The sequence below is a fragment of the Bradyrhizobium liaoningense genome, from assembly GCF_018130825.1.
Classification (GTDB): Bacteria; Pseudomonadota; Alphaproteobacteria; order Rhizobiales; family Xanthobacteraceae; genus Bradyrhizobium; species Bradyrhizobium liaoningense_B.
The window spans coordinates 902,096-926,611 of sequence record NZ_JAFCJS010000001.1 but is presented as its reverse complement, the minus strand read 5'-3'; the positions used below and the strand labels follow the sequence as shown (position 1 = coordinate 926,611).

The following is a 24,516-nucleotide window of genomic DNA, read 5'->3' as shown; positions in this document are numbered from 1 at the left end:
TGGACCCGATCCGCGGCATCCTCTCTCCTGTCAGCGCGATCTGATCCGGCGGCTCCCACAAGGAGGCCCAGCAGGAGACCACGATGTACACGCCACCCTTTTTCAAGCAGGACCGCGCCGCGAGCCTCAAATTTGCGGAAGAGCGCGGCTTCGGCACCATGTGCGCCTTCGACGGCAAGAGGCCGATCGCCTCGCCGCTGCCGTTCTATTTGACCTATGCCGCGGACGGCACGCCGCAGGCCGCCTTTCATGTCGCCCGTCACAATCCGCTGCTAAAGCTGGCGGACGGCGCGGCCTCCTGGCTGCTCGCGGTCAACGGCCCCGATGCCTATGTATCGCCGGACTGGTACGTCTCGCCGGATCAGGTGCCGACCTGGCTGTACCAGTCGGTGCATCTGAGCGGGCCGGTGCGGTTGTTGTCTGACGCGGAGCTGTCGGTCCAGATCGATACGCTCAGCGACAAGTTCGAGAACTGGCTCTTGCCGAAGAAGCCGTGGACGTCAGGCAAGATGACGGCCGGCCGGCTCGAGGCCATGAAGAAGGGGATCGTGGGTCTGCTCATGACGGTTGAAGAGGTCGAAGGCAGCTTCAAGCTCAACCAGCACAAGTCCGACGCCGATTATATTGCGATCGCCAATGCGCTCGGCGCGCAGCCTACCGCCGATGCCAGAGAGATTGCACAGCTGATGCAGGACGTGAGGCCGGAAGCCTTTGCGGCCGAAACCGACAAGCTCGAAAGGAGCGTACCATGAGCCTCACGGAGACCACGAAAGCCCCGACCACCGGCGCGGCCAAGAAGCCCGCCACCGTCTTCGTCGACGGCGGCTCCGGCACCACCGGCCTCGGCATCAACGAGCGGCTGAAGCTCCAGAACGATGTGATCGTGAAGACGATCGCCGACGACAAGCGCAAGGATCCTGCCGCCAAGAAGGCGCTGATGGAGGAGGTCGATCTCGTCATCCTCTGCCTGCCCGACGATGCCGCAAAGGAAACGGTTGCCCTGGTCGACAGTATGGGCGCCTCGGCGCCGAAGGTGCTGGACGCCTCGACCGCGTACCGTGTCGCGCCCGATTGGGCCTATGGCTTTGCCGAACTGACGCCGGACCAGGCCGGCAAGATCAAGGCGGCGAAGAAGGTCTCCAACCCCGGCTGCTATCCGACCGGCGGCATCGCGCTGCTGCGGCCGATCGTCGATGCCGGCCTGCTGCCTCCTGACTATCCCGTCACCATCAACGCGGTGAGCGGCTATTCCGGCGGCGGCAAGTCGATGATCGCGAGTTTTGAAGACGGCAGTGCGCCGGCCTTCGAGCTCTACGGTCTCGGCTTCGAGCACAAGCATCTGCCGGAGATGCAGCTCTATTCGAACCTGACGCGGCGGCCGATCTTCATTCCTTCGGTCGGCAACTACCGGCAGGGCATGCTGGTCTCGGTGCCGCTCCAGCTCGACACGCTGCCGGGCAAGCCCGGCGGTGCCGACCTTCAGGCCGCGTTGACCAAGCGGTATGCCGGTTCAAAATACGTCAAGGTGATGCCGCTGCAGAACGAGGCGACCAAGGGCGGCCGGCTCGAGCCGGAGGCGCTCAACGAGACCAACATGCTCGAGCTCTACGTCTTTGCCAGCGACAAATATCACCAGGCGGTGCTGGTCGCGCGGCTGGACAATCTCGGCAAGGGCGCATCTGGCGCGGCCGTGCAGAACATGCGGCTGATGCTGGGCCTTGCCGACAATAGCTGATCGAACATTGCTCGCGAGGCCAACCCGGTGGACGGAGCGACGCTGCGACTTTCTACCCCGGCAAGACGATCAAATGACGCCTGAAAGGTACACGTGACGAGTTCGAAGAAGATCGGCATTCTCGGCGCCTCCGGTTACACCGGGGCCGATGCAGTGCGCCTGTTGGCCCGGCATCCGAATGCCGAGATTATCGCGCTCACCGCCAACACCCACGCCGGCAAGTCGATGGGCGAGGTGTTTCCGCATTTCTTTATGCTCGACCTGCCGAAACTCGTGGAATGGGAAAAGGTCGACTGGAGCAGGCTCGATGCGGTGTTCTGCGGACTGCCGCACGGCACCACGCAGGAAATCATCGCCGCGGTCCTCAAGGCAAATCCCAAAATCAAGGTCCTCGACATGTCCGCCGATTTCAGGCTGCGGGACAAGAACACCTATGCGCAATGGTACGGCCATGAGCACCGGGCGCTCGAACTGCAGGGCGAAGCGGTCTATGGTCTCACTGAATTCTATCGCGAGAAGATCACCTCGGCGCGGCTGGTCGCCTGTCCCGGCTGCTATCCGACTGCTGCGCTGCTCGCGCTGGTGCCGCTTGCGAAAGCCAAACTGATCGACGTCGACGACATCGTCATCGACGCGAAATCGGGCCTCACCGGCGCCGGCCGCGGGCTGAAACAGAGCACGCTGTTCAGCGAGGTGGGGGAGGGGCTGTCGCCTTACTCGGTCGGCACGCACCGGCATGCGCCCGAGATCGAGCAGGAGATCGGGGTTGCCGCTGGCCACGCTGTGACCGTCAACTTCACCCCACATCTCATTCCGATGGCGCGGGGCGAGCTTTGTACGTCCTACGTCAAGCTCAACGGCGCGACGCCGGACGATTTGCGAACAGCGCTGGAGAAGGCCTACAGCAACGAGCCGTTCGTCCATGTCGCGAACAAGGGCGTGATGCCGCAGACCCAGAACGTGCGCGGTTCGAACTACGTGCAGATCGGCGTATTCCCCGACCGCATCAAGAACCGGGCGATCGTGATCTCGGTGCTCGACAATCTGGTGAAGGGGTCGGCGGGGCAAGCGATCCAGAACATGAACCTGATGTTCGGCTTCCCCGAGACCGCGGGCCTGGAGCAGATCGCGCTGTTTCCGTAAGTGGGATGTAGTTGTGGACGAGGCGACCAAGGGCGGCAAGCTCGAGCCGGGGGCGCTGAACGAGACCAACATGCTCGAGCTCTACGTCTTCGCCAGCGACAAATATCACCAGGCCGTGCGGGTCGCCCGGCTCGACAATCTCGGCAAGGGCGCCTCGGGCGCGGCCGTGCAGAACATGCGGCTGATGCTGGGACTGCCGGAGGAGTAGGGCGAGGGTCTATCCGCCGTCATTGCGAGCGAAGCGAAGCAATCCAGATCTTTCCCCGGCGACGGGCTGGATTGCTTCAGCGCAAAATCACGTCCGCCGGAAACGGCCGAACGGGGCGGCCGGCGCAGACATTGTTACGCGCCACCACCGCGTCATGGTGAGACTTTTCGATGTCACCGAGCGAGCGGCTGGAGATGTCGCACGCCTCCTGATGGTCTTGCGCGTAGGCGCGCAGGGAGCCCCAGGCGAGCGATGCGCGGATGTACGCGTCACAGCGGTCCGGCATCAATCCACGGTTCATCGGCTTGGTGGCCTCGACGGCTTCGCTGCGCAGGCGCGTCAGTTCGGGGCATTGCGCCTGCACCTGGCCGCCAAATCCGGCGAGCGCGATCATTGCGATGGCAGAAAGAAGGGACCGCATACGGTTTCCTCGCTTCGCTTGCCTCAGCCCGGGCGACAGTATCGCCGATTGCAGCGGCCTGCAGTATCCTTTTCGGATGCTCAAGGCACTTTGAAGATCGTCCGGCCCTGACTATGCGGCGATCCATTCCAGCAGGGCGTTCTGCGCGTGCAGAAGGTACGCCTTCGCCACTGTGCTCTGGCAAGTGGCGTGGCTCATCGCATCGGTCGTGACTTCCTGGCCCCGGGTCACCGGCGGGCAGGGGAGGAAGATCGCATCCGGGCGGCACTTGTCGAGGAGCGCGGCAGATATCCGGTATCTTGCGAGTTGATCGTGATGCGCCCCGACAGGCCAGCAGTCCGTGATGATCACATCCGCATCGTACATTGCGTCCAGATCCGTGCTTGCGGTGAAGTTCGGACTTGCGATGTCCCTGACGTGCCAATCCGCCGGATAGGCCTGGGTGAGCTTGATCGGCAGAGCGATGGACGCTTCAACCCAGGAGCGGAGGATGTTGGCATCGGGTGCTACGCCTGCCACCTTCAGGCCTTCGAGCGATCCACGCCTGCTTCTGACATAGGCGAGGTCACCGAGCGTCTCGCAAGGGTGATTTGACCGCGTTCTCGCGTTGACGACCGGCGCGGTCGCGTTCGAAGCCAGCTCGTGCAACGTCGACAATTCCCGGGTGCGCACGACCAGGATGTCGAACCAGTTGTCGAGATATCTGGCGAGATCAGCCGTCGTTTCATGGACATTGAACTTGATGGGAGGCTGCACCGAGATGCCTCCCATGGCCCTCACCCCGAGATCGAATGCGGTCGTATTCCGCCACCCGCTGTCGTCGGCGATGACAGCCACGCGTTTTCCGGCGAGGCTTTGCGGCATGGCGTGGCCGTTCCATGCCGTCGCCATGGCTTGCGCGCGATCAACGATGGACACGATCGTGCCCGCATCGAGATCCTGAAACTGGAGAAAATCCCGGCTGGAGTCGTTAGGCATGAGCCCGCATCCGGGCGCGCCTAGACCACCCTGAAGATCGCCAGCGCCAGCACGGCCTGTGCGAGGAAGCCGACGGTGAAGGCGAGGGTGCGGAACACCGGCAGGCCGAGCGCGTAGACGATCAGATGGGCGACGCGGGCCCAGAAATAGACGGCACAGGCGAGCACGGTCCATGCCGTGGAATAGTCGATCGCGTTCAGGATCAGCACCAGCGGCGCGAAGATGACGAGGTTCTCGACCGCGTTGTCATGCGCGAACATCAGCCGGTTCGCCCATTCGGCATGGGGCTTGTCGTTGCGCGACGGGTTGGCCATGGCGCCGGAGAGGCCGCGGACCTGAGCGCGGTTGATGATGTAGGGAATCCAGAGGATCCCGGTCAGGATCACCGTCAGTGTCAGCCAGAACAATTCGCGCGTCATAGTCCGGTCCCCTCTGTCGTCGCCGTGGTGAGAGCGAGTCTATACAAGAGCGCGGCAGAGTCCGCTACGCGCGAACCCTGACATAGCTGCCGGGCGCATCCTCGATCGGAGGCAGCGCCCCGCTGCCGACGCTGCGCGCCGGGACTTCCTCGGGATCGAGGCTGCCCAGCCATTCGCGCCAGTCCGGCCACCATGAGCCCTTGTGCTCGACCGCACCCTTCATCCAGTCCGCGACGCTGACGTCCTTGATGTTGTCGTTGGTCCAGTACTGGTACTTGTTCGAGGCAGGCGGATTGACCACGCCCGCGATATGGCCCGAGCCGGACAGCACATACTTCACCGGGCCGCCGAAGAACTGCGAGCCGTACAGCACCGATTCCGCCGGCGCGATGTGGTCCTCGCGGGTGGCGAGGTTGTAGACGGGCACCTTGACCTTGGAGAGGTCGAGCAGGGTGTTGTCGAGCACCATCGTGCCGGTCGAGAGCCGGTTCTCCAGATAGCAGTTGCGCAGGTAATAGGAATGGTTCGCCTGCGTCATCCGCGTCGCATCGGAATTCCAGTGCAGCAGGTCGAACGCGCTCGGCTGCTGGCCCTTCAGATAATTGCTGACGACATAGGACCAGATCAGATCGTTGGACCGCAGCATGTTGAAGGCCATCGCCATCTTCGAGCCTTCGAGCACGCCGGCCGCCTTCATGTCATGTTCGAGCGCGGCGATCTGCTCCTCGTCGACGAAGACCAGCAGATCGCCGGCATGGGTGAAGTCGACCTGCGCCGCGAAGAACGTCGCGGAAGCAACGCGCTGGCGGCGCTTCTCGGCCAGCCAGGCCAGCGTGGTCGCGAGCATGGTGCCGCCGACGCAATAACCGGCGGTGTGGACCTTCATCTCGCCGGTGACCTTCTCGATCACGTCCATCGCCGTGAGCGGGCCTTCCTTCATGTAGTCTTCCCAGCTCTTGTTGCCGAGCCGCTTGTCGGGATTGACCCATGAGATCACGAACACGGTGATGCCCTGGTCGACGCACCACTTGATGTAGGATTTATCCGGCTTGAGATCGAGGATGTAGAACTTGTTGATCCAGGGCGGCACGATCAGGAGCGGGGTGCGCAGCACCTTCTCCGTGTTCGGCGAATACTGGATCAGCTGCATCATCTCGTTCTGGTAGATCACCTTGCCCGGCGTCGTCGCCATGTTGACGCCGACGACGAGGTTGTCCGGGTTGGACTGCCGGATCTTCAGCATGCCCTTGCCGGCCGCGATGTCCTCGGCCAGCATCTTCAGGCCGCGCGCCAGGTTGCCGCCGCTGCTTGCCATCGTCTCGCGCAGCACTTCCGGATTGGTCAGCACGAAGTTCGACGGCGAGATCGCGTTGGTGACCTGCTGGACGTAGAACTCCGCCTTGCGGCGGGTGTGCGCGTCGAGGCCGTCGGCATCGCGCACCAGCTCCTGCGCCCATCTGGTCGTGAGCAGATAGAGCTGCATCATGAAATCGAAGAACTGGTTCGACTTCCATTCCGGGTCGGCGAAGCGCTTGTCGCGCGGCGAGGGTGCGATCGCCGGCTCGGCGTCCTGGCCGGCCATGCGGCGCGCCGCCGAGCCCCAGAGGTCGAGATAGTCCTTGGCGAGCTTGGTCTGCAAATCGGACGAGCGCGACGAGTCCGACAGCCAGTATTCGGCGACCGCGGTGAAGGTCTTGACCATCTCGGTGAGCTCCGGCGGCGGGCGGTCCTGCACCTCGCCGCTCTCGCGCGGCTTGAGGTAGGCGGCGAGCGCCTTGCCGCCGCTTTCCATCGCCTGCGCGACATTCATCGCGAAGGCTTCCGCATCGAACTTCGTCTCGGACTTGGCTGTCCCGGAGCCGGGCTTGTCGGTCGTGGCGGTACTCATGGGCAGAACAGTAACGATTCATTCCGTATTCGTCACCGCGAAGCTCGCAGGTTTGGCGTTAAACACGCTGCAAGATGTGCTGCACTGCGACAAGTTTCCTTGGTTCCGTCATAATCAAGCCGCACCGGCCGGTTTGGTAGTGACCGGGGCTGTATTCTCGCTCGCACCATTTCGGGCAGCAATGGTTTGAGCTTGGGCGCGGTGTCGGGTAGGCTTGCCCGGGGCCGTGCTTTGGGACGAGTAGGGGATTCCCAAGTGTTGGCGTTAAGGGACCTGCAAAAGACGCGGCCGATCTGCGGCGCGCTGCTGATGGTGGCGCTCGCCCTGGGCGGCTGCTCTAGTCAGCTTGCCGATCTCACGCCTGCGGATACGCAGGCACATCCAAAGGAGCCCGGCACCTATTTGCCGGTGCACGACCTGCCGCCGGATCGCGATCAGGCAGTCATCCCGCCGGATCAGCGCGCCAAGATCGAGGCCGAGCTTGCCGCCGCGCGCGATCGCCAGGCCGTTGCCGCAAAAGACGCCAAATGAAGCGGTGCAAGGTAATCGCTGGCGCCCCCGTCTTGCCGTGCTAAAAGACCTGAGTTCAGCCGAGAGTCAGGGCGAACGACTTCAGCCTCCGCCGTCGAAAATTGCTCTAAGTATCTGATTTTGAGCCATTTCGCGGCCGGGCCGGGCGCTTTTGCGATCGGCGCTCGCGGCCAGTCGATTCTGTCCTGACCGGTTGCCCGGAGCCCAGAGAGCCATGGAAGAATTTTACCGCATCCGCCGCCTTCCGCCTTACGTGTTCGAGCAGGTCAATCGGGCCAAGGCGGCCGCGCGGAATGCAGGCGCCGACATCATCGACCTCGGCATGGGCAATCCGGACCTGCCGGCGCCGCCGCATGTGCTGGAGAAGCTCAAGGAGACGCTCGGCAAGCCGCGCACCGACCGCTACTCGGCCTCCCGCGGCATCCCCGGCCTGCGCCGGGCCCAGGCCGCCTATTACGCCCGCCGCTTCGGAGTGAAGCTCAACCCTGATACCCAGGTGGTGGCGACGCTCGGCTCCAAGGAGGGCTTTGCCAACGTGGCGCAGGCGATCACCGCGCCCGGCGACGTCATCCTCTGTCCGAACCCGAGCTACCCGATTCACGCCTTCGGCTTCTTGATGGCGGGCGGCGTGATCCGCTCGGTGCCCTCGGAGCCGACGCCGCAATTCTTCGAGGCGGTGGAGCGGGCGATCGTGCATTCGATTCCGAAGCCGCTGGCGCTGGTGGTCTGCTACCCGTCGAACCCGACCGCCTATGTCGCGAGCCTCGACTTCTACAAGGACCTCGTCGCCTTCGCGAAGAAGCACGAGATCCTGATCCTGTCCGACCTCGCTTATGCCGAGGTCTATTTCGACGAAGGCAATCCGCCGCCCTCGGTGCTCCAGGTGCCGGGCGCGATGGACGTCACGGTCGAGTTCACCTCGATGTCGAAGACCTACTCGATGGCCGGCTGGCGGATGGGTTTTGCGGTCGGCAATGAGCGCGTGATCGCCGCGCTCGCACGCGTCAAATCCTATCTCGACTACGGCGCCTTCACGCCGGTGCAGGTCGCCGCGACAGCTGCATTGAATGGCCCGGACGATTGCATCAAGGAGATGCGCGACACCTATCGCAAGCGTCGCGACGCGCTGGTGGAATCGTTCGGCCGCGCCGGCTGGGAGATTCCGCCGCCGGAGGCCTCGATGTTCGCCTGGGTGCCGCTGCCGGAAGCCTTCCGCAGCGTCGGCAGCATGCAGTTCGCGACCCTGATGGTGGAGAAATCCGGCGTCGCGGTGTCGCCCGGCGTCGGCTTCGGCGAGCATGGTGAAGGATATGTCCGCATCGCCATGGTGGAAAACGAGCAACGGATCAGGCAGGCCGCGCGCGGCGTGCGCCGCTTCCTTGAAAGCGGCATCGAAACGTTGCACAACGTCGTTCCGCTCGCCAACCGGCGCTAATTCTCTTCGACAGGTTTTCTGAAGCATCATGGTCGCACCCCTGAAAGTGGGCATAGCGGGGCTCGGCACCGTGGGTGCCGAAGTCGTCCGTTTGATTGAAACGCAAGCGCGCGTGCTCACGGGGCGCAGCGGCCGCGGCATTCGTGTCGTTGCTGTGACTGCGCGTTCAAAAGCGAAGAAGCGCAGCATCGACCTGCGCGGCGTCGAATGGGCAAAGGATCCGCTTGCCCTGGCCACTCATCCCGAGGTCGACTGCTTCGTCGAGCTGATGGGCGGCGCGGGCGATCCCGCGCTCTCCGCGGTCGAGGCTGCGCTCAATTCCGGCAAGTCCGTCGTCACCGCCAACAAGGCGCTGCTCGCCAAGCACGGCATCAAGCTGGCGAAGGCCGCCGAAAAGCACGGCGGCGCGCTGAATTTCGAGGCAGCCGTTGGCGCTGCGATTCCCGTCATCAAAACGTTACGCGAGGGTCTTGCCGGAACCGGCATCAACCGCGTCTATGGCATCCTCAACGGCACCTGCAATTACATCCTGACCCGGATGGAGCAGGAGGGCCTCTCCTTTGCCGAGTGCCTGAAGGATGCACAGCGGCTCGGCTATGCCGAGGCCAACCCGTCCTTCGACGTCGACGGCCACGACACCGCGCAAAAACTCTCGATCCTCGCCAGCCTCGCTTTCGGCACGAAAGTTGCTCAAAGTGCGGTGTATGTCGAAGGTATCTCATCCATCGCGCCGGAAGACCTGCGCGCCGCCGACGATCTCGGTTACCGGCTCAAGCTGCTCGGCGTTGCCGTTCGCACCGCCAAGGGCATCGAGCAGCGCGTGCATCCGACCATGGTTCCCAAATCCTCCTCGATCGCGCAGGTGATGGGTGTCACCAATGCGGTCACGATCGATGGCGAGGGCATTCCGCCGATCACGCTGGTCGGCCCGGGCGCAGGCGGCGCCGCGACCGCATCGGCCGTCGTCGCCGACATCGCTGATGTCGCGCGCGGCATCCGCGCCAATCCGTTCGGCCGGCCGATCGCGCACTTGCGCGACACCAAGAAGGCGCCGATGGAGCGGCATGAAGGCGGCTACTACATCCGCCTGCTGGCGCGCGATTTCCCGGGCACTGCGGCTGCGATCGCGACCCGGCTTGCAGAACAGAAGATTTCGATCGAGTCGATCGTGCAGCGTCATCCCAATGGCGGCGCTGCGCCTGCCGACGGCAAGGCGGTGCCTGTGCCCGTCATCCTGATCACCTATGCCACGCACGAAGACGCCGTGCGCCGCGCGCTCGCCGCCGTGCAGAAGGACAAGGTGATCAGCGGACGGCCGCAGGTGATCCGGATCGAGAAGAACTGAGGCGGTTCGAACGAACCGTGGGCGTTGCGAGTTAAAGCGGACGGAGATTCCGTCCAGAACTGTTTCGAAGGAGCTAGCCGATGTCGACCCATATTGAAGTCCCTCCGCATGCGTTGCTCGAGCGCATTCTCACGCTGGAGATCGTACGGGTGACGGAGCGGGCGGCGGTGTCGTCGGCGCGGCTGCGCGGGCACGGTAACGAGAAAGCGGCCGACCAGGCCGCCGTCGACGCCATGCGGCGCGAGCTGAACAAGCTGCCGATCCAGGGCACCATCGTGATCGGCGAGGGCGAGCGCGACGAGGCGCCGATGCTCTATATCGGCGAGCAGGTCGGCCTCAAGGCCGGCCCTCAGGTCGATATCGCCGTCGATCCGCTCGAAGGCACCACGCTGTGCGCCAAGAACATGCCGGGCTCGATCGCCACCATGGCGATGGCCGATGGCGGCACGCTGCTGCACGCGCCCGACGTCTACATGGAGAAGCTCGCGATCGGCCCCGGCTACGACAAGGGCGTTGTCGAAATTGATGCCTCGCCCGCTGACAACGTCCGCCGCCTCGCCAAGGCCAAGGGCGTCAAGCCTGAAGGCATCACCGTTCTCGTGCTCGACCGGCCGCGCCATGCCAGCATCATCGAGAGCGTGCGCTCGACCGGCGCGGCCGTGCGCCTCATCACCGACGGCGACGTCGCAGGCGTGATCCACTGCGCCGACCCCGACAACACCGGCGTCGACATGTATCTCGGCACCGGCGGTGCGCCGGAAGGCGTGCTTGCCGCTGTGGCGCTGCGCTGCATCGGCGGCCAGATGCAGTGCCGCCTGATCCTCGATTCCGAGGAGAAGCGCGAGCGCGCCGCCAAGATGGGCGTCAACGATCCCAAGATGATCTACGGCATCGAGGACATGGCGCGCGGCGACTGCCTGTTCGCTGCCACCGGCGTCACCACGGGCTCGCTGCTCTCGGGCGTCAAGTTCCGCAAGGACGGCGTGATCGAGACCGAGACGGTGGTGATGCGCTCCGTCACCGGCACCGTGCGCTACATCAAGGCCGAGCACCGCGAGCTCGCGAAGTTCCACCTGGATTAAGCTGCTCGGTCATTCCGGAGCGACGGGGCCGCGCAAAGCGCGGCCCGGAGAACCCGGAATCTCGTGCCACAACTTCTGGATTCCGGGTTCGCGCTCCGCGCGTCCCGGAATGACAACAAGAACAATCAGAGGAAGCGCACATGTCCGACCTTTCCGCCGTCAAAGCCCTCGTGTTCGACGTCTTCGGGACGGTCGTGGACTGGCGCACCAGCCTGATCACCGACTTCATGTGGTGGGCGAAGGGCCGCGGAATCAATGCCGACTGGACCGCGTTGGTCGACGGCTGGCGCGGCATGTATGTCGCGTCCATGGACGACGTGCGCAAGCATCCCGAGCGCGGCTATGTCATGCTCGACGATCTGCACCGCCGCTCGCTGGAAAAGCTCGTCGAGAAATTCGAGATCAAGGGCCTCACCGACGCCGATCTCGATCATCTCACCAAGGGCTGGCACCGCCTCAATCCCTGGGCCGACAGCGTCGCCGGCCTGACGCGTCTGAAGACGAAATTCGTGATCTCGCCGCTCTCGAACGGCAATGTCGCGCTCCTCACCAACATGGCGAAGTTCGCCGGGCTTCCCTGGGATCTCATCATGTCGGCCGAGCTGTTCGAGCACTACAAGCCCGATCCCGAGACCTATCTGGGCGCCGCACGCCTGCTTGGCCTCAAGCCGGAGGAAGTGATGATGGTCGCCGCCCACAACGGCGATCTCGCAGCCGCGCAGAAGAACGGGCTCAAGACCGCCTTCGTGGCGCGGCCGACGGAGTACGGACCGCTGCAGAAGGTGGACTTCGAAGCGACCGGCAACTGGGACATCGTCGCGAAGGACTTTGGCGGCATCGCCGACAGGCTGGGGTGCTAGAGGCGGCCAGGGCATAACCGAATGAGCCGACCCGCCGCCATCACTGCCGCCGACGCGATCAGCACCTACATTCTGGCGAAGGATGGCAACCGTCCGCAGTTGATGACTCGCGCTTTCGCTGATGACTGCGAGCTCGAAATGATCGTCAAGACCGACGCCATTTCGTTTCCGAGCTCGGCACATGGGCTTGAGCAGGTGACCCAGGTGCTGGTTACTGGCTTCGGCGGGCAGTACGAGAACGTGCGCACATTTTGCCTGTCGCGTCCCGGCTCGGATCACTTGCCGCACGTTCGCTGCGACTGGTTGGTCGGGATGTCGGCGAGGCAGGACGGCGCCGTTCGCGTTGGCTGCGGACGTTATGACTGGCATTTCGGCTCCGGCGATGGCCGCGTGACGAAGCTGGTGATCGAGATCGGGGCCATGTGCGTGCTTCCTCCCGAGGACTCCGGGCCGATCATGCGCTGGCTAGCGGCGTTGCCGTATCCCTGGTGCTCAGGCGTCCAGGCTGGCGCGACTGTTCCCGAAATCGATGCGCTGCGGCCGATCGCGCGCTTCCTTGGCGGCCGGAACTGAACCGAGCGACAATCCTCTCAGGACGACGACGGGCGACGAACACTCACCTCCACCCGGAGGCGAGGGCTGCGGTCTGGCATGAGTGGGGACATGCCTCAGATGGGCGGTCCAGAGCGCCGGTTAACATTGCACCGAGAGCAATGTTCTTATTGTACCGAGCTATATATCGGATCATATTCCGGGCAATGAGCAAATTGCACCGGGCGCGCCCGGTGCCAGCGGAGTGACGACATTGCCACTGAGTTATCTCGATCTGTTTCTGGCATTCCTCGGATTGACCTTTGGACTGCCCTCTGTATTGCCTGGCCTGTTTTTCCGAAACAAGGACGGTCGGCCCCCGAGGTCGTAAGCGGAGTGACGGCGCTATCCGGACGCGTCTGACGGACTTGCACGCGCCGGACTTGCTCGTGACGGATTTGGAGACACTCAGATGGCACTGACGGTCACCACTGTCCTCATCGCCTTTGCAGGCGTGTTCCTGATCTGCTTCATGAAGGGCGCGTTCGGTGGCGGCTTCTCCATCGTCGGCATTCCACTGCTGTCGTTCGTGATGGATCCGGTCACGGCCGGCGGCCTGCTGGCGCCATTGTTCATCGCGATGGACTTGTTCGCGCTGCGCTACTGGAAACCCTCGACCTGGTCGAAGCCGGACCTCGTGCTGCTGTTGCCCGGGCTCGTGATCGGCATTGCGCTTGGCTATCTCCTGTTTCGCGTGCTGGACCATCGCGCCGTCGCGATCGTGATGGCGCTCGTCACCCTGGTCTTCGTCGGTCTGTGGCTTGTGAGCGACCCGAAGGTCGTCATTCGTCCGCGCTCTTCACCGAAGGCGGTCGCCGCCGGTCTTGCCTCCGGTGTCACGACCATGGTCGCGCATTCCGGTGGACCGCCGCTGGCGATGTATTTGCTGCCGCTCGGTCTCAGCAAGGAAATCTATGCGGGCACGACCAGCCTGTTCTTTACGGTCGGCAATGCGACCAAGGCGGTGCCGTGGCTGCTGCTGGTGCGGCCGACTGGAAACGTCTGGATCGTCATGGCCGCGTGCCTGCTCGCCATTCCCACCGGCGTCTGGCTCGGCTGGCGGCTGCATGGAAGGCTGGACCAGCAGCAGATCTACCGGGCCTGCTATGGCTTGCTGGTGGTCACGGCGCTGAAGCTCTTGTGGGACGGCGCTTCCGGCTATCTCGCCTGATCCTCCGCCGCACAGAACGTCGCAATCGCAAGGTCGATCCGCCGATCCAGTACGCGGCGGTTGAGCCGGAATTCGGTATCGGTCAGCAGCCTGAAATGATCGTGGCCGAACACCATACCGAACAGCATCTCGGCGATGAGGCGCAGCGGCACGCTCTCGAAGCGAGGTTCCAGGCGAATCGTCTTGAGCAGGCTGACGATATGCTCCGTGCCGCTCTCCATGATGACTTCGGCGAACATGCGCCCCAGCTCCGGCGAGGCCTGGCGTTCGCCGATGATCAGGCGCTGCAGGGCGATCTCGCCCGGCGACAGGGCCACGTCCGCCGCCTCCCGCAGCATGTTTCGAAGCCGGGTCACTGGCGATCCTTCCGAAGGCGTGTCTGCATAATCCGCCTCGGGCAGGCTGCGCAGCAGCATGGCGCGGAACAGCTCGGTCTTGCTCGCGAATAGCTTGTAGAGCGTCTTCTTCGACATCCCGGCGGCACCGGCGATGTCGTCCATCGTCGTCGCGGCAAAGCCCTTGCTGGTGAACGTCTCCTTCGCGGCGGCCAGCAAATGCAAAAGGCGCGCATCGGGCGCGGGAAGGGCGACGTCGCGTTCGGGGGGCGGACTGCCGCTGGCTTGTCTGCGGCTGACGGATTTCCTCGCCATGCAAAACCTGTCGTTCAGTTGAGGTCGGTTCACGACTGCTTGAGCGGACGCATCAGGACAGCCTAGCACTTGACTTCAGGTAAGGAAACTCCCAAGTTTCCTGATGGAAACTGCATAGTTTCCAGATGTGTCAATGTAAATGGCCTCTCCGGGAGGCCCGCAACCTCATCCCAAACCTCATCCGATGGATCGTCATCATGCGTCCCCCGATCGTTCGCGCTGTTCCGTTACTCGCTCTGCTGTCGCTCGCAGCCTGCGGCGAGCAGAGCCAGCAAGCGGGACCAAGCCAGATGGTGCCGGAGGTCGGCGTTCTGACCCTGAAGCCGCAGGAGGCGAAGATCTCGACGGTCCTGCCGGGGCGGGTGGTCGCCTACCAGGTCTCCGAAGTGCGGCCGCAGGTCACCGGCATCCTGCTCAAGCGCGATTTCGTGGAGGGCGCCGAGGTGAAGGAGGGCGATCTGCTCTATGAGATCGACCCGGTGCAGTACAAGGCCGCGCTGGCGAGCTCGGAAGCCGCGGTGCAACGTGCCGAGGCAACGCTGGTCAGCGTCAAGCTGAAGGCGGCGCGCAAGACCCAGCTGCTCCAGACCAACGCGGCGAGCCAGCAGGACGTCGACGACGCGGTGGCCGCCTACAAGCAGGGCGAGGCCGACCTGAAGGCGGCCGAAGCCAACCGCGACACCGCCACGATCTCGCTCGACCGCACCAAGGTCACCGCGTCGATCTCGGGCCGGATCGGCAAGTCGTCGATCACACCAGGCGCGCTGGTCACCGCCAGCCAGGCGACAGCGATGACGACGATCCAGCAGCTCGACCCTGTCTACGTCGACCTCGACCAGTCGACCTCGGAGATGGAGCGGCTGCGCAACCAGATCGCCAGCGGAAAGCTCAAGCGCCCGGCCGAGGGCGTGCAGGTCGAGCTGCTGATGGAGAGCGGCAAGACCTATGGCCACAAGGGCAAATACGGCTTCACCGATGCGAGCGTCAACGAGAGCACCGGCTCGGTCTCCTCGCGCGCGATCTTCGCCAATCCCGAGCGGGCGCTGCTGCCGGGCATGTATGTGCGCGCCCGCGTTGTCGCCGGCGTCGATCCGAACGCGATCCTGGTGCCGCAGCGGGCGGTCTCGCGCAATCCGCTGGGGCAGGCGGTGGCGATGTTCGTCGACAAGGACGGCAAGATCGAGCAGCGCACGCTGGATCTCGGCGAGGACGTCGACGGCAACTGGCTGGTGCGATCGGGCGCCAGGCCGGGCGATCGCCTCGTCGTCGACGGAACGCAGAAGGCCCGTCCCGGCGCGCCCGTGAAGACCGTCGAGGTCGCGGTCGATCCGGCAACCGGCCTCACCGTGAATTCGACGCGGCAGGCCGATGCGCGGCCCGCGCCCGCCACAACCGAGCAGTAATCGTCATGTCGCATTTCTTCATCAAGCGGCCGATCTTCGCCTGGGTCATCGCCATCCTGATCATGCTGGGCGGCGTGCTCGCGATCATGCGGCTGCCGATCGCGCAATATCCGCAGATCGCGCCGACCGTGGTCACGATCACGGCGACCTATCCCGGCGCCAATGCGGAGACCGCCGAGAACTCGGTGACCAAGGTCATCGAACAGAACATGACCGGCCTCGACTATCTCCAGTACATGTCGTCGTCGAGCACCTCGACCGGCGTCGTGCAGATCTCGCTGACCTTCACCAACGAGGCCGATGCCGACATCGCCCAGGTGCAGGTGCAGAACAAGCTCCAGCTCGCAACCCCCTTGCTGCCGCAGGTCGTGCAGCAGCAGGGCATCAAGGTGGTGAAATCGTCGGCGAGCTTCCTGATGGTGCTCGGCTTCGTCTCCGAGGACGGAAGGCTGGCCGCCAGCGACATCGCCGATTATGTGGCCTCGTCGGTCAACGATCCCATCAGCCGCGTCGCCGGCGTCGGCCAGGTCACGCTGTTCGGTGCCGAATACGCCATGCGCATCTGGCTCGATCCGGACAAGCTGACGAAATACAATCTGATGCCGGGCGACATGATCGCGGCGATCCAGACCCAGAACACCCAGGTCACGGCCGGCCAGCTCGGCGGACTGCCGTCCGTCGGCGGCCAGCAGCTCAATGCCACCATCACCTCGCAGAGCCGCCTGCGGACGGTCGAGCAGTTCAAGGACATCATCCTGCGCACGGCGTCATCGGGCCAGACGGTCCGCATCGGCGATGTCGCGCGCGTCGAGCTTGGCTCGAAATCCTACGATTCCACCGCGCGCTACAACGGCAAGCCCGCCGCCGGCATGGGCATCAGCCTTGCGACCGGCGCCAATGCGGTTGCAACCTCGGAAGCGGTGAAGGCGCGGGTTGCCCAGCTCGGTGCCACCATGCCGGAGGGGCTCCGCGTCGTCTATCCCTACGACACCACGCCGTTCGTCAAGCTGTCGATCGAGAAGGTGATCCACACGCTGTTCGAGGCGATCGCGCTCGTTTTCGTCGTGATGTTCGTGTTCCTGCAGAGCTGGCGCGCCACCATCATTCCGACCATCGCGGTGCCGGTGGTGCTGCTCGGGACCTTCGGCGTGCTCTCGCTCGCGGGCTATTCCATCAACACGCTGACGATGTTCGCGATGGTGCTGGCGATCGGCCTCCTGGTCGACGATGCCATCGTCGTGGTCGAGAACGTCGAGCGCGTGATGGTCGAGGAGCATCTGTCGCCGCGCGGGGCGACCGAGAAGTCCATGCGCGAGATCACCGGTGCGCTGGTTGGCATCGGCGTCGTGCTCTCGGCGGTGTTCATCCCGATGGCGTTCTTCAACGGCTCGGTCGGCATCATCTACCGGCAGTTCGCGCTGACCATCGTCACGGCGATGCTGCTGTCGGTGCTGGTGGCGCTGGTGCTGACGCCGGCCCTGTGTGCCACCATCCTGAAGCCGCCGAAGCATCACGGCGCGCAAGCCGGCTTCTTCGGCCTGTTCAACCGCGGCTTCGACCGCATGGCCGACGGCTACCAGCGCACCGCAGGCGCGGCGATCAGACGGATGGCCGGCGTGATCATCGCCTTCGTCGCGATCGTTGCCGCCATGGTCGTCCTGTTCCAGCGGTTGCCGAGCTCGTTCCTGCCCGAGGAGGACCAGGGCACGATCATGACCCTGATCCAGCTTCCGGTCGGAGCGACCTCGGCGCGCACGCTCGACGTCATCAAGCAGGTCGAGCACCAATATCTCGACAACGAGAAGGACGCGGTGGAAGGCGTGTTCGCGGTCAGCGGCTTCAGCTTCGCAGGCCAGGGGCAGAATGTGGGTCTCGCCTTCGTCAGCCTGAAACCGTTCGACGAGCGCAAGCACCCGGGGACCTCGGCGCAGGCCGTGGTCGGCCGCGCCATGGGCGCGTTCATGAAGATCCGCGACGCCATGGTGTTCGCGGTGCTGCCGCCCTCGATCCCGGGCTTCGGCAATGCCGGCGGCTTCGATCTCTATCTCCAGGACACCGGCGGCAACGGCCACGAGGCGCTGATCCAGGCGCGCAATCAGCTGCTCGGCCAGCTCGCGGCGGACCCGCGCGTCGCGCAGGCGCGACCGAACGGCCAGGACGACACGCCGCAGTTCAATCTCGACGTCGACCAGGCCAAGGCCACCGCGCTTGGCGTGAACCTCAGTGACCTCAACACCACGCTGTCGGCGGCCTGGGGCGGCGCCTATGTCAACGACTTCATCGACCGCGGCCGCGTCAAGCAGGTCTACGTGCAGAGCGATGCGCCGTTCCGCATGGACACCAGCGACATCGGCCGCTGGTATGTCCGCAATGCCTCAGGCTCCATGGTGCCGTTCTCGGCACTGGCGACCGACCGCTGGAGTTTTGGCTCGCCGCGCCTCGAACGCTACAACGGCGTTGCCGCCGTCGAACTCCAGGGCCAGGCCGGGCAGGGCGTCAGCTCGGGCGTTGCGATGCAGGCGGTGGAGGAGCAGATGGCGAAGCTCCCCAAGGGTTACGGCCACGAATGGACCGGCCTGTCGTTCCAGGAACGCCTCACCGGCAGCCAGACGCTGTACCTCTATTCGATCTCGCTGCTGATCGTCTTCCTCAGCCTCGCCGCGCTCTATGAGAGCTGGTCGGTGCCGTTCGCGGTGATGCTGACGGTGCCGATCGGCGTTCTCGGCGCGCTGCTCGGCGCGACGCTGTTTGGCCAAGCCAACGACGTCTATTTCCAGGTCGGCCTTTTGACCACCATCGGTCTCGCCTCCAAGAACGCGATCCTGATCGTCGAATTCGCGCTGGAGCAGATCGCGGCCGGCCGCAGCCTGGTCGAGGCCACGCTGCACGCCGCGCGCCAGCGTCTGCGCCCGATCCTGATGACCTCGCTCGCCTTCATCCTCGGTGTGTTGCCGCTGGCGGTGGCCACGGGGGCGGGTTCGGCGAGCCAGAATGCGGTCGGCATCGGCGTTGCCGGCGGCATGATCGCGGCAACCGTGCTCGGCATCTTCTTCGTGCCCGCGCTGTTCGTGCTGGTCCGGCGGATGTTTCCGGGCAAGCGGACGGACGCCGCCGCGAACCCCGCCGCGGTCGCGGAGCCCGCGGAATAGCCCGCTCTACTTCACGATCGGCGTCGTCAACTCGGTATCGGCCGTGTCCACCACGAACACGGCGAGCAGCTTCGCAGGCTCGGTGTCGCTGGCGTTGGAGCTGACGGCGTGGCGATCGCCGGGCTTCTCGAAGAAGTTCTCGCCCTTCTGATAGACTTTTGCGGGCTCGTCATTGAACTGGCTTCGGATCGCTCCCTCCAGCACCGTCGCATAGATGAATGCGGAGCGCGCGTGGATGTGGGCCGGCGAGAAGCCGCCGGGGCCATACTCGACCAGCACGCCCTTCATGCTCTTGCCGGGCGCGTTCGGCAGGGCATGGTCGAACACCACGGTCACCTTGGCCGATTTCGCGGTCGGCTGCGCCTCGGCGGCCTGTGCCATCAGGAACAATGCGGCGCACGCCGCCGTCGCGATCAACAGTCTGCACATGAGATGTCCTTCATTGCCGTGGCTGCAGTGACCTGAGGATCCTCAAGCCGTCGCCAGCCATGCCGCGAGCGGCGTTTTCCCAAGCCTGGCCTCGCCGAGCGGGACCAGCGAGGTGTCCTCGATGGGGGAGCCGTAATATCCGGCCTTGGCGTCGCCCACGACGGGGCGGCTGTCGCCGGCCGCTTTCAGACGGCGTGCAACGAACTCGTTGAACGGCGCCTTTTCCGGGCCCGCGATATCGATGGTGCCGTTCAGCGGCCGTCCGGTTGCGACCTCCGCGAGGCAAGCGGCCACGTCGTCGGATGCGATCGGCTGAAATGCCGCCGAGGGAACGACGACACGCCCGTCAGCCGCACCCGTCTCCGCGATGGCGCCGAGGAATTCGAAGAATTGCGTGGCGCGCACGATCGAGTAGGGCACTGGCGATGCCTTGACGATGCTCTCCTGCGCGAGCTTGGCCCGGAAATAGGCGATGTCGGGCGAGCGATCCGTTCCCACGATCGACAGCGCGACGTGATGCCTGACGCCCGCCGCGGCCTCCGTCGCCGCGAGGTTCTGGCTCGAACGCTGGAAGAATTCGAGTACGGCGGCCGGCTCCCAGGACGGCGCGTTGGCGACGTCAACCACGACATCCGCGCCGGCCAGCGCGGCCGCGAGGCCTTCTCCGGTGACGGCATTCACGCCCGACTTCGGCGAGGCAGCCACGGCCTCGTGGCCCTGCTGCTTCAGCCTCGCCACGAGCTTGGATCCGATCAAACCGGTACCGCCGATCACGACGATCTTCATGGCATGTCTCCTCGGCATTTCGAACGCGAGCAGCTAAGGGCGTTGCGCACGCGCGTCGATGAATGATGCGAGCAGAGTCTTAGCCGAGCAATGAGGCCAGCTCTTGCCTGGAACGGGCCTGCCTTGTCGAAAAATGCTGCAGAAGTGTCGGGCGAGGGAGTTGGTCAGGGATCATTCCCTTTGTCGCAGATCAGACGATCGGCCCGGGCCGCAGCTGTGCGACCCGGGCTTGATGTCACCGGCTACAGCGTCATCTGCATCGGCTCGGGATAATAGTGGAATCCTTCACCGGCCTTGGCGACGTGGCCGTAGCCCGGCCAGGCGAAATGATAGGACATCACCGGCGTCTTGTTGGCCGCGAGCATGGTCAGCAGCTTCACGCGCGATTCCGCCGCCTGCTTCGGGTCGGTGTCGTAGGAGAATTCCATCCGCGGCCGCTCCAGCAGCAGCACCGAATGATGCGAGAGGTCGCCGAGGAAGGCGAACGACTTGCCGGCCGAGGAGACCATGAAGATGGTGTGGCCGACGGTATGGCCGGGCGCCGCGATCGCCTGCACGCCGGGCAGGAATTCCTGACCATCCTTGAAGAACACGATGCGGTCGCGCACCGGCAGCAGGTTCTTGCGGGCGTGCACGACGAAATCCTTGGCCGCGCTCCCCATCTTGCCTTCGTCGGTCCAGAAGTCGAAATCGCTCTGGGAGATGTAGATCTGCGCGTTCGGAAACAGCGGCTTGCCGCCTTCGTCGACGATGCCGCCGATATGGTCGATATGGGCGTGCGAGCAGACCACGGCGTCGATATCCCCCGGCTTGATGCCGGCCTCGGTCATGCTCTTCTGCTGCCGGCCGGTGGTGGTGCCGAACATCCTGGAGGAGCCCATGCCGGTGTCGAACAGGATCAGCTTGTCGCCGGTGTTCACGATCGGCGAGTTCTGCTCGAGCACGACATTGTCCGGCGACAGGAAATTGTCAGCCAGCATCTTCTTCACTTCTTCCTTGGGAACGCCGGTGAAGGTGCCGGAGGGATCGCCGAGCGGCAGCGGTCCGTCGGACACGACGGTCACTTCGGCATCGCCGAGAATGAAGCGGTGCCAGTAGGGCGTCTGGGTGCCGAGCTTGGGCGCGCGCGCCATCGCGCTACCGCCAAGCAGCGCGCTGGCGCCGAGGCCGGCTCCGAGTGCGAGTAGGGACCGACGTGAGACGTCGAGTGTCATTCGTATCCTCCGTTTTCTGTTTTGATCCGCGCGATTTTTCGCGCGTGATGCGGCCTTGCGCCGGCACTGCGATGCTGCGCCGGTTCAGACAGGCTCGCAAGAGGAAACGGATTGGCGGTGATCGCGGGATGCGTAAGAATCAATCAAGGATTGTGTCGCGATTGTGCCTCTGAATAGTCGCTGCGGAAATGTCACGCGATCCGCAAGCCGAGGTCGTTTGCCTCCGTCTCGGCAAAGCCGGCCTGCAAGACCTCCTCGCGCTTGTGGCGCAGATGTGCACGCAGGATGTGCGAGAGGCCGGCGCCGTCGCGCCGCTGCAGCGCGTTCAGGATCGCCTCGTGCTCCTTCACCGCGAGCGCCCAGCGCTGCGGCGTCATCGGCGTGACGTAGCGCGCGCGGCGGATGCGCGCGGTCACCGACGCATAGAGCCCGGTCAGCGCGGGATTGCCGGCCGCGGCGACGATGGCCTCGTGGATGGCGCGGTTGCCGCGATAATACTGGATCAGATCGCCCTCGCGATAATGCCGCACCATCTCGTCATGCGCCGTGCCGATCGCGCCGATCTCGGCGTCGCTGATGCGCTCGCAGGCGAGCTCGCCGGCGAGCGCCTCCAGGCCCTGGCAAACCTCGAACAGGTCGCGCATGTCCTTGTCGGTCAGCTTTGCCGCGCGCGAGCCGCGATGCGGCAGCAGCTGCACCAGGCCTTCTGCGGCGAGCACCTTGAGCGCCTCGCGCAGCGGCGTGCGCGAGATCTGCAGCCGCTCGCACAGCTCGCGCTCGGGAATCCGCGCACCCGGCGGGATTTCACCGTCGAGCAGGATGGCGCGGATGCGGCCGACGACGTCTTCGTGAAGCATGGCACCGCCGCTCCAGTTTGAATGCAAAAATGAAGTAATCAGTCGAAATCTGGAAGTTCCAGCTTGCTAATCCCAAATTTTGCATTCAAAAATGTAAAAAACAAGAGGACATGAGGAAATGGACCTGGCTGCGGAGGCGAACGACCTCGTTTTTGAATGCAATGACGGTATCGGGCGGATCACCTTCAACCGCCCGCAGGCGCGCAACGCTTTCACCTTCGCCATGTACGAGCGCCTCGCGGCGATCTGCGAGGAGGCCAATGGCGATCAATCGATCAAGGTGCTGGTGCTGCGCGGGGCCGGCGACAAGGCCTTCGCCTCCGGCACCGACATCAACCAGTTCCGTGAATTCAGGACGCCGCAGGACGCGATCGACTACGAGAACCGGATCGATCGGGTGCTCTCGACGCTGGAGCAGTGCCGCGTGCCGACCATCGCCGCAATCCACGGCTTCTGCACAGGCGGCGGCGCCGGCATTGCCGCGGCCTGCGATCTCCGCATCGGCACCAAAGCTGCGAAAATCGGGTTTCCCATCGCCCGGACGCTCGGCAACTGCCTGTCGATGTCCAATGTCAGCCGTCTCACCGCGCTGATCGGCGCCGCCCGTGTCAAGGACCTGATCTTCACCGCGCGCCTTGTCGAAGCCGCGGAGGCCGCCAGCGTCGGGCTGCTCGGCGAGGTCGTCGATGACTTGGCCGCGCTGGAGAAGCGCGTCGATGAGGTCGCCCGGCTGCTCGCCGGTCACGCGCCGCTGACGCTGAATGCGACCAAGCAGGCGGTCGCCCGCCTGCAACGGCGGCTGACCCGGGACGAGGGCGAAGACCTCATCCTGATGTGTTACACGAGCCAGGATTTTTGCGAAGGGCTCGATGCTTTCCTCAACAAGCGCGCGCCGCAGTGGCGCGGCCAATAGGACGCCCCGATGCAAAGTTCACAATCCACCTCTCGCCGTTCGGGACCGCTGGCCGGCCTCAAGGTCATCGATCTCACCCATGTCATGGCCGGGCCGACCTGCACATTGATGCTCGCCGACATGGGCGCCGATGTCATCAAGATCGAGAAGTGGCCGAACGGCGATGACACCCGCCATTCCGTGCCGCCGAAGATCGGCGAGGAGGCGGCCTCCTTCCTGATGATGAACCGCAACAAGCGCGGCATCGTGCTGGACCTCAAGACCGACGGGGGCAAGCAGGTGCTGCGGAGCCTGATCGCGGATGCCGACGTGCTGGTCGAGAATTTTGCCCCCGGCGCCATGGAGCGCCTCGGCTTCGGCTACGAGGAGCTGCACAAGCAGTATCCAAAGCTGATCTATTGCTCGCTGTCCGGCTTCGGCCGCACCGGTCCCTACAAGCACCGCCGGGGATTTGACCTCGTCGCCCAGGCCATGAGCGGCATCATGAGCTTTACCGGCGAGCGCCCCGATGGTCCGCCCGTGAAGTGCGGCCCGCCGCTGTCCGACATCACCGCCGGCCTGCTCGCGAGCATGGGCATTCTCGCCGCCTATACTCATCGCTTGAAAACCGGCGAAGGGCAGTGGGTCGAGACCTCGCTTTATGAGGCCGCGCTGGTGCAGACCTATTGGCAGTCCACCATCGCGCTCGCCGCGGGTACCGCGCCGCGCGCAATGGGCTCGGCCCATCCGCTCAACGCGCCGTATCAGGCGTTCGAGGCCTCGGACGGCTGGCTCGTGGTTGGCGGCGCCAACAAGAAGCATTGGCTGTTGATGCTGGAAGCGCTCGGGGCGAGCGAGCTCGCCGCCGATCCGCGCTTCGTCAACGGGTCCGACCGCATGGCGAACCTGAAGGAGCTCGAAGCCGTCCTGAGCGAGCGTTTCCGCACCAGGTCGCGGGCGCATTGGCTCGCGGCGCTGGACGAGAAGGGCGTGCCGTGCGGCCCCGTGCACGACATGCTGGAAGCCCTGAGCGACCCGCAGACGCTGGCGCGCGAGATGGTCGTCGAGGTCGAGCACTCCACGCTCGGCCCGGTGAAGACGATCGGGCTTCCCGTCAAGTTTTCGGAGACCCCAGGCAAAGTGCTGTCAGGGGCGCCGGTCTATGGTGAGCATACGCGCGAAGTGCTGGCCGAGCACGGGTTCGACCAGACGCAGATCGAAGCGCTCGAAAAAGAAGGCGCAATCGTTTCGGCCCTGGAAAGACGCGAGGAACGCGTCGCCTGACCGGACGTCGATACGACAACAACAAAAGACAAAAATCAGCTGGAG

At 64.6% G+C, this 24,516-nt stretch carries 25 protein-coding genes and 1 pseudogene; 17 read left to right on the top strand and 9 right to left on the bottom strand.

Annotated elements, in window-relative coordinates:
* Positions 1-83: 83 nt before the first annotated feature.
* The 4 genes and pseudogenes from JQ603_RS04500 to JQ603_RS04485 form a co-directional block, all read left to right on the top strand.
* The gene (locus tag JQ603_RS04500) at positions 84-752 is read left to right on the top strand and encodes an FMN-binding negative transcriptional regulator (RefSeq protein WP_212336848.1); all 669 of its coding nucleotides are present in this window, start codon (positions 84-86) and stop codon (positions 750-752) included.
* On the top strand, positions 749-1,735 hold the full coding sequence (argC, locus tag JQ603_RS04495; protein WP_212336846.1) for an N-acetyl-gamma-glutamyl-phosphate reductase: 987 nt from the start codon (positions 749-751) through the stop codon (positions 1,733-1,735). The genes JQ603_RS04500 and argC (JQ603_RS04495) overlap by 4 nt, the downstream gene beginning before the upstream one ends.
* Positions 1,736-1,828: 93 nt before the next feature.
* Positions 1,829-2,878 carry an N-acetyl-gamma-glutamyl-phosphate reductase gene (gene argC / locus JQ603_RS04490; protein ID WP_212336844.1) on the top strand — a complete coding sequence of 350 codons (1,050 nt, stop codon included), beginning with the start codon at positions 1,829-1,831 and terminating at the stop codon, positions 2,876-2,878.
* Between the two features lie 16 nt (positions 2,879-2,894).
* A pseudogene (locus tag JQ603_RS04485) lies at positions 2,895-3,086 on the top strand (N-acetyl-gamma-glutamyl-phosphate reductase); the annotation flags it as partial.
* A 76-nt stretch (positions 3,087-3,162) separates the two neighbouring features.
* Here JQ603_RS04485 and JQ603_RS04480 read toward each other — a convergent pair.
* The 4 genes from JQ603_RS04480 to JQ603_RS04465 form a co-directional block, all read right to left on the bottom strand.
* Entirely contained in the window at positions 3,163-3,480 is a 318-nt protein-coding gene (locus JQ603_RS04480) for a hypothetical protein (protein WP_212336842.1), read from the bottom strand.
* 138 nt (positions 3,481-3,618) lie between these two features.
* The gene (locus tag JQ603_RS04475) at positions 3,619-4,485 is read right to left on the bottom strand and encodes an ornithine carbamoyltransferase (RefSeq protein WP_212336840.1); all 867 of its coding nucleotides are present in this window, start codon (positions 4,483-4,485) and stop codon (positions 3,619-3,621) included.
* Between the two features lie 20 nt (positions 4,486-4,505).
* Entirely contained in the window at positions 4,506-4,904 is a 399-nt protein-coding gene (locus JQ603_RS04470; RefSeq protein ID WP_212336839.1) for an MAPEG family protein, read from the bottom strand.
* Between the two features lie 64 nt (positions 4,905-4,968).
* A complete protein-coding gene (locus JQ603_RS04465; protein ID WP_212336837.1) occupies positions 4,969-6,792 on the bottom strand; it encodes a PHA/PHB synthase family protein in 1,824 nt (607 codons plus the stop codon).
* On the opposite strand from JQ603_RS04465, the gene JQ603_RS04460 reads away from it, so the two are divergent.
* From JQ603_RS04460 to JQ603_RS04425, 8 genes are all read left to right on the top strand, one after another.
* Complete coding sequence (locus JQ603_RS04460; RefSeq protein ID WP_212336835.1) at positions 6,770-6,982, top strand: hypothetical protein; 213 nt, start codon at positions 6,770-6,772, stop codon at positions 6,980-6,982. The two genes, JQ603_RS04465 and JQ603_RS04460, sit on opposite strands and share 23 nt — an antisense overlap.
* 65 nt (positions 6,983-7,047) lie before the next feature.
* A complete protein-coding gene (locus JQ603_RS04455) occupies positions 7,048-7,323 on the top strand; it encodes a hypothetical protein (protein ID WP_212336834.1) in 276 nt (91 codons plus the stop codon).
* Between the two features lie 214 nt (positions 7,324-7,537).
* Positions 7,538-8,758, top strand: a complete 1,221-nt coding sequence (locus tag JQ603_RS04450; protein ID WP_212336832.1) for an LL-diaminopimelate aminotransferase — start codon at positions 7,538-7,540, stop codon at positions 8,756-8,758.
* 28 nt (positions 8,759-8,786) lie between these two features.
* A complete protein-coding gene (locus JQ603_RS04445; RefSeq protein WP_212336830.1) occupies positions 8,787-10,103 on the top strand; it encodes a homoserine dehydrogenase in 1,317 nt (438 codons plus the stop codon).
* 80 nt (positions 10,104-10,183) lie between these two features.
* Positions 10,184-11,185, top strand: coding sequence for a class II fructose-bisphosphatase (gene glpX, locus JQ603_RS04440; RefSeq protein WP_212336828.1), 1,002 nt, complete (start codon positions 10,184-10,186; stop codon positions 11,183-11,185).
* Positions 11,186-11,325: 140 nt separating this feature from the next.
* Complete coding sequence (locus tag JQ603_RS04435; RefSeq protein ID WP_212336826.1) at positions 11,326-12,045, top strand: haloacid dehalogenase type II; 720 nt, start codon at positions 11,326-11,328, stop codon at positions 12,043-12,045.
* A gap of 21 nt (positions 12,046-12,066) precedes the next feature.
* Positions 12,067-12,618: a hypothetical protein gene (locus tag JQ603_RS04430; RefSeq protein WP_212336825.1), complete on the top strand. Its 552-nt coding sequence runs from the start codon at positions 12,067-12,069 to the stop codon at positions 12,616-12,618.
* Between the two features lie 430 nt (positions 12,619-13,048).
* Positions 13,049-13,807, top strand: a complete 759-nt coding sequence (locus JQ603_RS04425; RefSeq protein ID WP_212336823.1) for a sulfite exporter TauE/SafE family protein — start codon at positions 13,049-13,051, stop codon at positions 13,805-13,807.
* Here JQ603_RS04425 and JQ603_RS04420 read toward each other — a convergent pair.
* Entirely contained in the window at positions 13,795-14,307 is a 513-nt protein-coding gene (locus tag JQ603_RS04420) for a TetR/AcrR family transcriptional regulator (RefSeq protein WP_245003371.1), read from the bottom strand. The genes JQ603_RS04425 and JQ603_RS04420 overlap by 13 nt on opposite strands.
* Here JQ603_RS04420 and JQ603_RS37920 point away from each other — a divergent pair.
* The 3 genes from JQ603_RS37920 (at position 14,297) to JQ603_RS04410 (ending at position 19,009) form a co-directional block, all read left to right on the top strand.
* Entirely contained in the window at positions 14,297-14,479 is a 183-nt protein-coding gene (locus JQ603_RS37920) for a hypothetical protein (protein ID WP_245003370.1), read from the top strand. The genes JQ603_RS04420 and JQ603_RS37920 overlap by 11 nt on opposite strands.
* Positions 14,480-14,654: 175 nt before the next feature.
* Positions 14,655-15,860, top strand: coding sequence for an efflux RND transporter periplasmic adaptor subunit (locus JQ603_RS04415; RefSeq protein WP_212336819.1), 1,206 nt, complete (start codon positions 14,655-14,657; stop codon positions 15,858-15,860).
* Positions 15,861-15,865: 5 nt separating this feature from the next.
* Positions 15,866-19,009 carry an efflux RND transporter permease subunit gene (locus JQ603_RS04410; protein WP_212336817.1) on the top strand — a complete coding sequence of 1,048 codons (3,144 nt, stop codon included), beginning with the start codon at positions 15,866-15,868 and terminating at the stop codon, positions 19,007-19,009.
* 6 nt (positions 19,010-19,015) lie between these two features.
* Here JQ603_RS04410 and JQ603_RS04405 read toward each other — a convergent pair whose 3' ends face one another.
* From JQ603_RS04405 to JQ603_RS04390, 4 genes are all read right to left on the bottom strand, one after another.
* On the bottom strand, positions 19,016-19,438 hold the full coding sequence (locus JQ603_RS04405) for a cupin domain-containing protein (protein ID WP_212336815.1): 423 nt from the start codon (positions 19,436-19,438) through the stop codon (positions 19,016-19,018).
* 42 nt (positions 19,439-19,480) lie between these two features.
* Complete coding sequence (locus JQ603_RS04400; RefSeq protein WP_212336813.1) at positions 19,481-20,224, bottom strand: SDR family oxidoreductase; 744 nt, start codon at positions 20,222-20,224, stop codon at positions 19,481-19,483.
* Positions 20,225-20,466: 242 nt separating this feature from the next.
* On the bottom strand, positions 20,467-21,438 hold the full coding sequence (locus JQ603_RS04395; protein WP_212336811.1) for an MBL fold metallo-hydrolase: 972 nt from the start codon (positions 21,436-21,438) through the stop codon (positions 20,467-20,469).
* Between the two features lie 191 nt (positions 21,439-21,629).
* Entirely contained in the window at positions 21,630-22,295 is a 666-nt protein-coding gene (locus JQ603_RS04390; RefSeq protein WP_212336809.1) for a GntR family transcriptional regulator, read from the bottom strand.
* A 118-nt stretch (positions 22,296-22,413) separates the two neighbouring features.
* Here JQ603_RS04390 and JQ603_RS04385 point away from each other — a divergent pair, with 118 nt between their 5' ends.
* Together JQ603_RS04385 and JQ603_RS04380 are read left to right on the top strand one after the other, a co-directional pair.
* Positions 22,414-23,208 carry an enoyl-CoA hydratase/isomerase family protein gene (locus tag JQ603_RS04385; RefSeq protein WP_212336807.1) on the top strand — a complete coding sequence of 265 codons (795 nt, stop codon included), beginning with the start codon at positions 22,414-22,416 and terminating at the stop codon, positions 23,206-23,208.
* A 9-nt stretch (positions 23,209-23,217) separates the two neighbouring features.
* Positions 23,218-24,471 (top strand): CaiB/BaiF CoA transferase family protein, encoded by a 1,254-nt coding sequence (locus JQ603_RS04380; RefSeq protein WP_212336805.1) that lies wholly within the window; start codon positions 23,218-23,220, stop codon positions 24,469-24,471.
* Positions 24,472-24,516 lie beyond the last annotated feature (45 nt).